Genomic DNA, 12,200 nt, shown 5'->3' with positions numbered 1-12,200 from the left:
GCACGGTACACAGACGCATAGGTGCGTCGGACAACTTTTCCGGGTAACTCTCAGGACCATGAGGCGACTTCTGATTGCCGCCGGAGGAGGCGGGGACGCCATCACCACGGCCATGGTCCACGCGGCCCTGTACGGCGAGGACACTCCGGCCCTGGTCCTGACGTACGCCTGGGAGCGTCTGGTCGTCGACCCGGTTCCCGGCCCGCGCAGCCCCGCGGACTTCACCGGCACCGAGCGCGTCGGCGAACTGCTGCACCTCGTCACCCCGCGGTCCGCGCCCGTGCCGCCCGCCGGTTCGCTCCTGCCGCGGCTCGCCGCCGCGCTGAAGCCCGCACTCGGCATCCTCGACCCGTACACGGGCAGCACGGGCATGGCCCGGCAGATCGCCGAGGCCGCCGCGTACTGCGGGGCCGACCGCGTCGACATCGTCGACGTCGGCGGGGACGTGGTGGCCGACGGCAGCGAACCCACGCTGCGCAGCCCGCTGGGCGACGCGCTGGCGGTGGCGGCCTGCCGGCGCGCCGGACTGCCGACCGCTGTCCACGTCGCGGGCCCCGGCCTGGACTCCGAGGTGCCGGAGGCGGACCTGCTGCCCCGGTTGGGGGAGCCGGCGTTCACGCTGACCGCCGGGCATGCCCGGTGTGTGGACGCCGTCTTCGACTGGCACCCCTCCGAGGCGAGCGCCCTGCTGGTGGCCGCGGCCCGCGGCGTCCGGGGGGTGTGCGGCACCCGCGATGCGGCGGTCCCGGTGGTGCTCGGGCCCGCGAGTGCCCGGGTGTACCGGCTGCCGCTGGAACGCGTCCTGGAGATCAACCGGCTGGCGCGGGCGCTGGAGGGGGTGGAGGGATTGGCCGAGGCGGAGTCCGCTTGCCGCTCGGTGTGCGGGTTTTCGGAGGTGGCGCGCGAGCGTTTCCGTGCGGCGCGCGGGTTCGGCGGCGCCGTCGGCTCGGCGGACGCTGTGGTGGATGCCGGTGCTCTGTACGAGCGGTTCGCCGCTTGGGAGCGGCGGACTGCGGCCTTGGGGATCGAGTACGTGACGACTCGGCGGTTCGCCGAGGAATTGGCGCTGTCGCCGGGGGAGTTGGCACTGTTGCGGGGGCGGCTGAAGGGGCGGGCTGCGCCGCCGCTGTGGCGGTTGAACGTGGGCCGCTGACTGCCGCCTGTGGCTGATCGCGCAGTTCCCCGCGTCCCTTACGGGGCGCGGCATCGTCGCAATACCGGGCAAATCTGAGCAAAATGATCCCCGTGAACCACCCAACCGAAGGCCACCACAAGCCCCGATTCACCTTCCCCAGTGCCCTCACCGTGCTCGCCGCCGTCACGGTCGCCGTCTGGGTGCTCGCCTTCGTCGTCCCCTCCGGGACCTACCGGCGCAACCCCGCCGGCCACCCGCTCCAGGGCAGTTACCATCGCGAGGCCGCCCCCGGCGACTTCGTCCACCGCCTCGGCGACCTCTTCCTCGCCCCCGTCAACGGGCTCTACGGAGTACGGGACCCGGTGACCGGCCAGGTCTCGCCCGACGCCACCGGCACGCTCTACGGCAGCGCCGGCGTCTTCCTCTTCGTCCTCGCGATCGGCGCGTTCATCACCGTCGTCTTCACCACCGGGGCCCTGGACCGCGGCATCGAGCGACTCGCCCACCGGCTGCGCAACCGCGGGGCGCTGCTGATCGCCGGGATCATGACCGTCTTCTCCGTCCTCGGCACCGTCGAGGGCTTCGCCGAGGAGACGCTCGGCTTCTACGGGCTGATCGTGCCCCTGATGCTCGCGCTCGGCTACGACCGCATGGTCGCGACCGGCACGATCATCCTCGGGGCGGGCATCGGCGTGCTCGCCTCCACCGTCAACCCCTTCGCCACCGGCGTCGCCTCCTCGGCCGCCGGGATCTCGCTCGGCGACGGGATCGCGCTGCGCTTCGCGATGTGGCTCGTCCTGACCGGCGTCACCATCGGCTACGTCATCCGCTATGCGCACCGGGTGCGGGCCGACCCGGGCCGTTCGCTGGTCGGCTTCCGGCCCGGCGACCGGGAGTTGGCCGCCGAGGCCGTGGAGCCGCCGGAGCTGACGGGGCTCCAGAAGGCCGTGCTCGTGACGGTCGCCCTGGTCTTCGCGTTCATGATCTTCTCGGTGATCCCGTGGTCCACGGCGCTCACCGGAAGGTCCGACGCCGCCCCCTACGGGTGGGAACTCGACTGGTCCTTCGCGCAGTTGGCGGCGCTGTTCATCGTCGCGGCCCTGCTGGTGGGGCTCGTCGCCCGCCTCGGCGAGCAGCGGCTGAGCGCCGCGGTCGTCCAGGGCGCGGCCGACTTCATCGCGCCGGCCCTGGTGATCGTCCTCGCGCGCGGTGTCACCGTCATCATGACGAACGCCAGGATCATCGACACGGTGCTGCACTCCATGGAGGGCGTCGTCTCCGGCACCCCCGCGGTGGCCTTCGGCATCCTGATCTACCTGGTGAACCTGCCGATGGCCTTCCTCATCCCCTCCACATCCGGCCACGCCACGCTGGCGATGCCGATTCTCGCTCCGCTCGCGGAGTTCGCCGGCGTGGCGCGGTCGGTGGTGGTGACCGCCTGGCAGTCGGCCAGCGGCTGGATGAACCTGTGGGTGCCGACCACGGCCGTGGTGGTGGGCGGGGTGGCTCTCGCCAAGGTGGGGTACGACCGGTATCTGCGGTTCGTCTGGCCGCTGTTGGTGATCCTGGCGGTGCTGATCTGCGGGTTCGTGGCGCTGGGTGCGGTGATGAGCTGACGGCGCCGCCCTTTCCGCCCTTTCCCGGTGAAAGGCCGGAAAGGGGGGAAAGGGCGGAAGGCCGAGGTGGACCTACACCGTGCGCAAGTCCCCGCTCAGCCACGCGGCGCGCAGCGCCTTCTTGTCCACCTTGCCCACCTTGGTCGTCGGCAGCCGATCCATCAGCACGGTCTCCCGTGGCGTGTACAGCTCGCCCAACTCGGCGGTCACCGCAGCGCCGACCGCCTCCGGGTCGACGTCCGCGCCCTCGGCCGTGGCCAGGAAGATCTGCACGGCCTCCCCGTACTCCTCGTCCGGCATCCCCACCGCCGCCGCATTGCGCACACCGGGCAGCGTGAGGAGGAAGTCCTCCAGCACCCTCGAGTACACGTTGTCGCTGGTGCTGCCGGTGACGATGATGTCCTTGGCCCGGTCGACGAGGTAGAGGTACCCCTCGGCGTCGAGGTACCCCAGGTCCCCGGTGCGCAGCCAGCCGTCGTGCAGGGCCGCCGCGGTGCGCTCCGGGTCCTCGAAGTAGCCCAGCATCACCGTCTCGCCGCGGACGCACACCTCGCCGACCTGCCCGACGGGCAGTGCCGCTGTGCTCCCTTCACCACGGATCTCGATCTCGGCATCCCTGATGGCGCGACCGCAGCTGCGCCAGAGCTCGGGGCGCCGGGCTGCCTCCGAGACGAGTTCCTCTGCACCGAAGGCACTGATTCCGAGCGCCTCCGACTGCCCGTAGCCCTGGCTGAGCACGGGCCCGAACACCTCGACCGTCTGCTGCAGCCGGCTGGGCGACGTGGCCGCGCCGCCGACGACGATCCCCCGCAGCGCGGGCAGGGCGCCCGGCTTGCACTCCGGGTGGTCGAGCACCGCGTAGAGCATCGGCGGTACGAACATCGTCGCGGTGATGCGCTCCTCGCGCAGCACCGTCAACGCCGCGCCCGCTTCGAATTCGGGCAGCACGACGAGGGTGGACCCCGTCACCAGAGCCTGGAGCGAGGTGAGGTGACCGCTGCCGTGCGTGAGCAGTGTGGAGACGAGCACCCTGTCCGTGCCCTCGTCCATGGCCGGGAAGAGCGTGGAGCCGGAGTCCTGCTCGGCGTCGTCCACCAGGTCCAGCAGCATGTTGTAGAGCTGGTGGCTGTGCGCGGCCAGCTTGGGCCGGCCCAGGGTGCCGCCGGTGTAGAGGACGGTGACGGCCTCGTCCGCTCCCGGGGCGGGCACGCCCTCCGGGCGCACGTCCGGGCACTCGGCGGCCAGGGCCAGCAGGTCCGGGCACTGCTGCTCACAGGGCCCGAGGCCGAGCAGTGCGGGGGCGTGGACGCTGCGGCCGGCCGCGTCGGCGGCCCGCTGCGCGAAGGTCGGGTCGGTGACCACGACGCGCGCCCGGGACTGCTCGACCAGCGCGGCGAGTTCGCCGGGCCCCGGCTCGGGCGGCAGGAACACGACGCGACAGCCGATGAGATGGACGGCGAGTTGCACGAGCACGGAGTCCACGCGGTTGGCCAGAAACAGCCCCACCCCGTCGCCGGGCGCGAGCCCCTGCCGGCGCAGCGCATGCCCCAGCCTGAACAGCTGCCGCCGAGCCTCCCGTCTGGTCAGCCGCTGCGCCCCCTGGACGAGCGCCTCGGCGTCCTCGTCCCGGTTCCAATGCTCCAGAATGCGCTCGATGTATATCCGCGGCCCGGATGTTTCCTGTGCGTTAACGATCACTGGCATATACAAACATGCCGGTGAGAGGCTCTGGCAGCACGGGGTCATCTGCGAGGCGGCCCTTGAGACATGAACGGCGCCCCGGCAGCCCCTCACTCCAGCAGCTCGTACGCCGGCAGCGTCAGGAACTCCGCATAGTCCTCGTCCAACGCCACCTTCAGCAGCAGGTCGTGCGCCTCCTGCCAGCGGCCCTCGTCGGCCGCTGCCAGTTCCGCCGCGGCGAGGCGGCGGACCAGCTCCGCGGTCACCTTCTCGCCCGTGTCCAGGACGACCCCCGCATGGACCCACTGCCAGATCTGGGAGCGCGAGATCTCCGCCGTGGCCGCGTCCTCCATGAGATGGAAGACGGCGACCGCGCCGTGACCGCGCAGCCAGGACTCGATGTAACGGATGCCGACCTGGACGGCGTTGCGCAGGCCCTCGGACGTCGGCCTGGCCTTCAGCGAGTCCACGGCGATGAGCTGATCAGCCGTCACGTGCACGTCCTCGCGCAGCCGGTCCTTCTGGTGCGGGCGGGCGCCGAGGACGGCGTCGAAGGAGGCCCGGGCCACCGGGACGAGGTCGGGGTGGGCGACCCAGGAGCCGTCGAAGCCGTCGGCCGCCTCCCGGTCCTTGTCGGCCCGCACCTTCTCCAGGGCCACCTCGTTGACCTCGGGGTCCTTGCGCGAGGGGATGAACGCCGCCATGCCGCCGATGGCGTGCGCGCCGCGCTTGTGGCAGGTGCGGACGAGGAGTTCGGTGTACGCGCGCATGAAGGGCGCGGTCATGGTGACGGCGTTGCGGTCCGGCAGGACGAACCGCTCCCCGCCGTCGCGGAAGTTCTTCACGATCGAGAAGAGGTAGTCCCAGCGGCCCGCGTTGAGCCCCGAGGCGTGGTCGCGCAGCTCGTGGAGGATCTCCTCCATCTCGTAGGCCGCGGTGATCGTCTCGATGAGGACGGTCGCGCGGACCGTGCCGTGCGGCAGGCCCGTCCAGTCCTGGGCGAAGACGAACACGTCGTTCCACAGGCGGGCTTCGAGGTGCGACTCGGTCTTGGGGAGGTAGAAGTACGGGCCCTTGCCCAGCTCCAGCAGGCGCCGGGCGTTGTGGAAGAAGTAGAGGCCGAAGTCGACGAGAGCGCCGGGCACGGGCCGCCCGTCGACGGTCAGGTGGCGCTCGTCCAGGTGCCAGCCGCGCGGGCGCATCACGACCGTGGCCAGCTCCTCGGCGGGCCGGAGGGCGTAGGACTTGCCCTCGGGAGTGGTGAAGTCGATGCGGCGCGCGTAGGCGTCGATCAGGTTGAGCTGGCCCCCGAGCACGTTCTGCCAGGTGGGGGCGGAGGCGTCCTCGAAGTCGGCGAGCCACACGCGGGCACCGGAGTTGAGGGCGTTGACGGTCATCCTGCGGTCGTCGGCCGGCCCGGTGATCTCCACGCGCCGGTCCTCCAGGGCGGCCGGTGCGGGGGCCACGCGCCAGGAGGGGTCCTCGCGGATGCGGGCGGTGCCGGGGAGGAAGTCCAGCCTGCCGGTGCGGGCGATCTCCGCGCGGCGCACGGCCCGTTGGGCGAGCAGCTCGTCGCGGCGGCCGGTGAAGCGGCGGTGCAGGGCGGCGACGAAGGCGAGCGCACCGTCGGTCAGCACCTCCTCCTGGCGTTCCACGGGCGGGCCCTGGACTACGGCCGGTTCGGCGGGTGTTGCTGCGGACATGGCGGTCAGCTCCTTCAACTGGAGGGAGACAGCGGACAGTAGTTTCCTCATGGTGGAAGTTCAATGCCGCCTGCCGTGAGCCGCGCCAGGTCCTCGGGGGTGTCGAGGTCGTCCGCCGCGGCGACGTCCCCGCACTCGACCAGCGTGATCCCGGCGGCGTGCGCGCGCAGATACGTGCGCGCGCCCTGGTCGCCGCGGGCCGCCGCCGCGACGCCCGCCCAGTGCTCCCGCGCGAACAGCACCGGGTGCCCCCGCTCGCCCCCGTAGGCCGCGGCGGCGAGGCCGGCGCCGGCGCGGTGCGCGGCCAGCACCCGCGCCACCGCCTCCGGGCCGATGCGGGGCTGGTCCACCAGCATCACCAGGACGGCGCCGGCGCCCGGCACGGCGGCGAGCGACTCCAGGCCCGCCCGCAGCGACGAGCCCATGCCCGCCGCCCAGTCCGGGTTCTCCACGAGGACCGTCCCCGGCGCGAGCGGCCGGATCCGCTCGCGGACCTCCGCGGCCCCCGCGCCCAGCACGGCGTGCACCGGCGAGCAGCCGCCCGCGCGCAGCACCTCCAGGGCGTGCCCGGCCAGCAGACCACCTCGGTACCTCAGTAGGGCTTTGGGCCGGCCGCCGAGGCGCCGTCCGCCGCCGGCCGCCAGCAGCAGACCGGCGACCGAAGGCCCGTGTGCACGAGGGTCCTTGGAGTTGTTCATGCTCCCTGCATACCCCATGACCGGGCGCGTGTGCGCCGGACGTCAGTTCGTCACCCGCACGGGAACATGCGGCCTGAATTTCGCTGTGCGTGTGGCGCGTCGCACAGAAAGTGGCGTTAACTGATCCGCGCGGGCGGGCCGTGGGAGGGGGAGAGTCGTGACGGAAGGCGCCGTAGTGGTGGAAGAGGAGCGAGCGGGCCATTCCGGTCGGAATCCGGACCCGAGAGCGGTCGTGCTGTGCGCCGCCGTCTCGCGGCTGCGCAAGGCCCTTGCCGGGCACCCCGCCGCCTTACCCGACCGGGAGGCCGCCGACGACGAACTCGCCGCGCTGGACGCGATGGCGCGGGCCGGGGAGCCGGATGTTTCGCGGTTGCGGAGTGCGTTGCTGTTGGTCGCCGGTGCCGTGGGGTCGGTGAGCGCGCTGTCCGGCGCGCTCGGCGAAGTCCGCGCGGCGGTGGACAGTTTCGACGAGACGTCTGTGGTGCCTCGACCACGCGAGGAGCCTCGCGCCCCGTAAGGGGCGCGGGGAACTGCGCGCTCAGCCACGACGTGCCCGCAGCCGGGGTCCCCGGGGCTACGCCCCGGACCTCTGGGGTAGTGCGTCGACTGCAGGCCGGTGGGGGCTGCTCGCGCAGTTCCCCGCGCCCCTGACGGGGCGCACCTGCTCGCGCCCACGCGGCGGAGCCGCATATCGACACAGCCCCGCGCCCCTTACGGGGCGTCCGGCACCGCCAGTTCGGCGGCGAGCTCCGCCGCCACCCGCTTCAGCAGCGGCACGATCATCTCCGTCGCCTCGTCCGTCACCCGGCCCGCCGGCCCCGACACGGAGACCGCCGCCGCCGTAGGGGAGTCCGGCACCGGTACCGCAAGGCAACGGACCCCCAGCTCCTGCTCGTTGTCGTCCACCGCGAAACCCGTCTCGCGCACCCGCGCCAGCGCCGTCAGGAACGCCTCGGGCGTGGTGATCGTCTTCTCGGTCGCAGCCGGCATCCCCGTACGCCCCAGCAGGGCGCGCACCTCGTCGTCCGAGCACTGGGCGAGCAGCGCCTTGCCGACCCCCGTGGAGTGCGGCAGCACCCGGCGGCCGACCTCGGTGAACATCCGCACCGAGTGCCGCGAGGGCACCTGGGCGACGTAGACGACCTCGTCCCCGTCCAGCAGCGCCATGTTGGCCGTCTCGCCCGTCCCCTCGACCAGCCGCGCGAGGTGCGGGCGGGCCCAGGTGCCGAGCAGCCGGGAGGAGCTCTCGCCGAGGCGGATCAGCCGGGGGCCCAGCGCGTAGCGGCGGTTGGGCTGCTGGCGCACGTAGCCGCAGGCGACGAGGGTGCGCATCAGCCGGTGGATGGTGGGCAGCGGAAGGCCGCTGCTCGTGGAGAGTTCGCTCAGCCCGACCTCGCCACCCGCGTCGGCCATCCGCTCCAGCAGGTCGAAGGCGCGCTCCAGCGACTGGACGCCACCGGTCGGCGAGGCGGTTCGGGGCTCGGCGGGCGAGGGCACGGTGCGGTCCTTCCGGGACGGTGAGTGGCAGCAGCCTACCGGTGTACGGAAGGGGTCTTGACGGGGTCGGGCCACCGCAGAAGACTGCGGGCCACCCGGGCGTCAACAGAGTGTTGAAGCACGGACCCGGCCGGCGGATCGAGGAGGGGGCGCCATGCCCGCGGTGGAGCTGTTGCTGCGCTCGACGAGAGTGGTCACCCCGGACGGCACCCGCCCCGCCTCCGTCGCCGTCGCGGACGGGCGGATCGCCGCCGTCCTGCCGTACGCGGCCGAACTCCCGCCCGCAGAAGCCTTGGAGGACCTCGGCGACGACGTCCTGCTGCCCGGCCTCGTCGACACCCACGTGCACGTCAACGACCCCGGCCGCACCGAGTGGGAGGGCTTTCGCAGCGCCACCCGCGCCGCGGCCGCCGGGGGCGTCACCACACTCGTCGACATGCCCCTCAACAGCCTTCCGCCCACCACGACCGTCGCTCATCTGCGCGTCAAGCAGGCCGTGGCGGAGCAGGCGGTGCACGTCGACGTCGGCTTCTGGGGCGGAGCCGTGCCCGGCAACACCGGTGACCTGCAACCCCTGCACGCCGCCGGGGTGTTCGGCTTCAAGTGCTTCCTCTCGCCCTCCGGCGTCGAGGAGTTCCCGCCGCTGGACCGCCGCGGACTGGAGGCCGCCGCGGCCCGGATCGCCGATTTCGGCGGCCTGCTGATCGTGCACGCCGAGGACCCGGACCGGCTCTCCGCAGCACCGCAGCGCGGCGGCACGCGCTACGCCGACTTCCTCGCCTCCCGCCCGCGGGCCGCCGAGAACGCCGCCGTGGCCGCCGTCGTCGACGCGGCCCGGCGCTTCGGCACGCGTGTGCACGTCCTGCACCTGTCCTCCTCGGACGCGCTGCCCCTCGTCGCCGCAGCCAAGGCCGAGGGCGTGCCCGTCAGCGCCGAGACCTGCCCGCACTTCCTCACCCTGACCGCGGAGGAAGTACCCGACGGCGCCACGGAGTTCAAGTGCTGCCCGCCCATCCGGGAGGCGGCCAACCAGGACGCGCTGTGGGCGGGGCTCGCCGCCGGGACCGTCGACTGCGTCGTCTCCGACCACTCGCCCTGCACCACCGGCCTCAAGGTCCCCGACTTCGGCGCCGCATGGGGCGGCATCTCCTCCCTCCAGCTCGGGCTGCCCGCCGTCTGGACCGCGGCCCGGCGGCGCGGTCACACGCTCGACGACGTGGCCCGCTGGATGTCCGCCGCCCCGGCCGCCCTCGCCGGCCTGGCCCGTAAAGGCGCCGTCGAGCCGGGCCGCGACGCCGACTTCGCCGTTCTCGCCCCCGACGAGACCTTCACCGTCGACCCGGCCGCGCTCCACCACCGCAACCAGGTCACCGCCTACGCGGGCCGCACCCTGCACGGCGTCGTGCGGTCCACCTGGCTGCGCGGCCGGAAGATCGCCGACCACGGCACCCCCATCACCGGGCCCACCGGCCGACTCCTGGAGAGGCAGCACCCCCGCATATGAGAGACACGAGTGACATAGCCGAACCCGTGGATATTCCCCCGCAGTTCACCGGGCCCGCACGCCCCTACCCCGGCGGGGACCCCTACGCCGACTACCGCACCGCGCCCTTCGCCTTCGACGTCCTTCCCGACCTCGCCGACCGGAGGCTGGGCGGCGCCGTGACCGCCGCCAACGACGAGTTCTTCGCCGACCGCGAGAACCTGCTCGTCCCCGGCCCCGCCCGCTTCGACCCCGAACTCTTCGGCCACAAGGGCAAGATCATGGACGGCTGGGAGACCCGCCGCCGCCGCGGCACCGCCGCCGCCCCGCACCCCGCCCCCGGCGACCACGACTGGGCGCTCGTCCGCCTGGGGGTGCCCGGCGTCGTCCACGGCATCGTCGTCGACACCGCCCACTTCCGCGGCAACCACCCCGAGTCCGTCGCCGTCGAGGCCACCGCCCTGCCCGGCACCCCCTCCCCGGAGGAGCTGCTGGCCCCGGACGCGCCGTGGACGACCCTCGTCCCGCGCACCCCCGTGGGCGGCCACGCCGCCAACGGCTTCGCCGTCGCCGTCCGCGAACGCTTCACCCACCTGCGCCTCGCCCAGTACCCCGACGGCGGCATCGCCCGGCTGCGGGTGCACGGCGAGCCGGTGCCCGACCTCGCCTGGCTGGGCGCGCTCGGCACCTTCGACCTCGCCGCGCTCGAGAACGGCGGCCATGTCGAGGACTCCTCCGACCGCTTCTTCTCCTCCGCCCTCAACTCCATCCATCCCGGCCGCTCCCTGCGGATGGACGGCGGATGGGAGACCCGCCGCCGACGCGACCGCGGCCACGACTGGGTGCGCTACCGGCTCACCGGGCAGGCGGTCCTGCGTGCCGTCGAGATCGACACGGGCTGCTACAAGGGCAACGCCCCCGGCTGGGCCGACGTCCATGTCCTCGACGCCACCACCGGCGCCGACCCGGCCGACCGCACCACCGGCTGGACCCCGCTGCTGCCCCGCACCCGCCTCCAGCCCGACACCGTCCACCGCTTCCTGCTCGACGGAGCCCCGACGGCCACGCACGTCCGCGTCGACATCCATCCCGACGGGGGCCTCGCCCGGCTGCGCGTGCACGGCTCCCTGACGGCGGAGGCCCTCAGCCGGAAGCCAGGGGACGGCTCATGAACAGGGCCGTCTCGCCCTCGGAGGCGGTGCCGGTGTAGAGCGTGGTGTCCAGGCCGGCGAATGTGAACCCCATCTTCCGGTAGGCCCGGACCGCCGGGGCGTTGACGCTGGTGACCTCCAACCAGGCCGTGCGGGCGCCCAGTTCGCGGCCCCGGGCGAGGACCCGGTCCAGCAGGCCGCGGCCGATGCCCCGGCCGCGGTGGGCGGGGGAGACCCGCAGGTCGGCGATGTGGAGGCGACGGTTCCAGGCCTGGTACGCCACGGTGACCGCGCCGCACAGCTCGGCGCCCTCGTAGGCGGCCACGACCTCCGCACCGTCCGCGCGCTCCTCGTCCTCGTCCGGGTACTCCTTGAGCAGCGGCGGATCCACCGGTGCCTCGCGCAGGACGAACCCGTCGGCGCGGGCGGTCACTTCGAGGACGGCAGTGGTGACAAAGGAGTTGTCGATGGCGTCGACGGCGGCCAGGGCCTCGGTGTCGTCGGCGGGAATTGCACGGTATATCGGCATGCACACCTGTCTATCACCACGGCCACCCCGCGGTGGACACCCCGTCCAGGCTGTCCCAGAACATCAACTCGTACTCCTGGAGCAGCCGTCCGTGCCGACGCGCCAGCCGCTCCGAGAACGTGCCGTCCGCCAGCCCGGCCCGTACCGCGGCGAGGGCGAGCGCCTCGCCCTCGGGGTCGGGCCCGGCGAAGAAGTCGAAGAAGCCGCAGGCCGCGTCGTCGAAGCCGTAGTGGGTACGCAGCCCCCGGCTCAGCGTGGCGCAATAGCCGGCCCACGCGGCGAAGTTGGCGGTCAGTGCGACCACGACGTCGGCCGGCTCGGCGCCCAGGGCCAGCGAGGCCACGTACGCCGGGTAGGCCTGGCAGCCGGCCTGCGGCTCGTAGGCCCGTACCGCGGCGTCGTCCAGACCGCAGGCGGCCGTCAGCGCACCGAGCCGGTCCAGGGCCACGGTCTCGCCCCCGGCGAGGTGCGTGAAGAAGCCCGCGACGGCCGGGCGGTCCGCGGACCGGGCCGCGAGGTGCGCGAAGCTGCGCCGGTCACCCCTGATGACGTGGTGCTGCTCCAGCGCGAAGGCGGAGACGGCCTCCCGGGGCGCGGTGCCCGCGGCGATCCGCGGGACGAGCCGGTTCGCCGCGGTGTCCGGTGCCAGCTCCTGCACCGCCTGCGCCAGGACTTCCTCAGCTGTACGGGCCATGGCGCCAGGTTAGG

The 12,200-nt window shown here is 73.2% G+C and carries 11 protein-coding genes; 5 read left to right on the top strand and 6 right to left on the bottom strand.

Annotated features, from left to right (window positions below):
• The first annotated feature begins 58 nt into the window (after positions 1-58).
• Together HG542_RS00985 and HG542_RS00980 are read left to right on the top strand one after the other, a co-directional pair.
• Entirely contained in the window at positions 59-1,153 is a 1,095-nt protein-coding gene (locus HG542_RS00985; protein WP_171078032.1) for a DUF1152 domain-containing protein, read from the top strand.
• A gap of 83 nt (positions 1,154-1,236) precedes the next feature.
• Positions 1,237-2,751 carry a YfcC family protein gene (locus HG542_RS00980; RefSeq protein WP_171078031.1) on the top strand — a complete coding sequence of 505 codons (1,515 nt, stop codon included), beginning with the start codon at positions 1,237-1,239 and terminating at the stop codon, positions 2,749-2,751.
• A 72-nt stretch (positions 2,752-2,823) separates the two neighbouring features.
• Here HG542_RS00980 and HG542_RS00975 read toward each other — a convergent pair whose 3' ends face one another.
• From HG542_RS00975 to HG542_RS00965, 3 genes are all read right to left on the bottom strand, one after another.
• Positions 2,824-4,455: a class I adenylate-forming enzyme family protein gene (locus HG542_RS00975; RefSeq protein WP_171078030.1), complete on the bottom strand. Its 1,632-nt coding sequence runs from the start codon at positions 4,453-4,455 to the stop codon at positions 2,824-2,826.
• An 86-nt stretch (positions 4,456-4,541) separates the two neighbouring features.
• On the bottom strand, positions 4,542-6,134 hold the full coding sequence (gene aceB / locus HG542_RS00970) for a malate synthase A (protein WP_171078029.1): 1,593 nt from the start codon (positions 6,132-6,134) through the stop codon (positions 4,542-4,544).
• 47 nt (positions 6,135-6,181) lie between these two features.
• Entirely contained in the window at positions 6,182-6,832 is a 651-nt protein-coding gene (locus HG542_RS00965; RefSeq protein ID WP_229922766.1) for a nucleotidyltransferase family protein, read from the bottom strand.
• Positions 6,833-6,989: 157 nt separating this feature from the next.
• Here HG542_RS00965 and HG542_RS00960 point away from each other — a divergent pair, with 157 nt between their 5' ends.
• A complete protein-coding gene (locus HG542_RS00960) occupies positions 6,990-7,349 on the top strand; it encodes a DUF5955 family protein (RefSeq protein WP_171078027.1) in 360 nt (119 codons plus the stop codon).
• Between the two features lie 194 nt (positions 7,350-7,543).
• On the opposite strand, the gene HG542_RS00955 is transcribed toward HG542_RS00960, so the two are convergent.
• Positions 7,544-8,329 (bottom strand): IclR family transcriptional regulator, encoded by a 786-nt coding sequence (locus HG542_RS00955; RefSeq protein ID WP_171078026.1) that lies wholly within the window; start codon positions 8,327-8,329, stop codon positions 7,544-7,546.
• A 154-nt stretch (positions 8,330-8,483) separates the two neighbouring features.
• Between HG542_RS00955 and allB the strand changes: the two genes are divergently transcribed.
• Positions 8,484-9,833: an allantoinase AllB gene (gene allB / locus HG542_RS00950; protein WP_171078025.1), complete on the top strand. Its 1,350-nt coding sequence runs from the start codon at positions 8,484-8,486 to the stop codon at positions 9,831-9,833.
• Entirely contained in the window at positions 9,830-10,984 is a 1,155-nt protein-coding gene (gene alc, locus HG542_RS00945; protein ID WP_171078024.1) for an allantoicase, read from the top strand. Before allB ends, alc begins: the two co-directional genes overlap by 4 nt.
• Here the strand turns inward: alc and HG542_RS00940 are convergent.
• Together HG542_RS00940 and HG542_RS00935 are read right to left on the bottom strand one after the other, a co-directional pair.
• Positions 10,956-11,492, bottom strand: a complete 537-nt coding sequence (locus tag HG542_RS00940) for a GNAT family N-acetyltransferase (protein ID WP_171078023.1) — start codon at positions 11,490-11,492, stop codon at positions 10,956-10,958. The two genes, alc and HG542_RS00940, sit on opposite strands and share 29 nt — an antisense overlap.
• Before the next feature lie 13 nt (positions 11,493-11,505).
• Positions 11,506-12,186: a thiaminase II/PqqC family protein gene (locus HG542_RS00935; RefSeq protein WP_171078022.1), complete on the bottom strand. Its 681-nt coding sequence runs from the start codon at positions 12,184-12,186 to the stop codon at positions 11,506-11,508.
• Positions 12,187-12,200: the final 14 nt, after the last annotated feature.

The organism is Streptomyces morookaense, assembly GCF_013030945.1.
In the GTDB taxonomy this organism is placed as follows: domain Bacteria; phylum Actinomycetota; class Actinomycetes; order Streptomycetales; family Streptomycetaceae; genus Streptomyces; species Streptomyces morookaensis.
The sequence above is the reverse complement of the archived record's forward strand: the minus strand, read 5'-3'. Positions and strand labels throughout refer to the sequence as shown.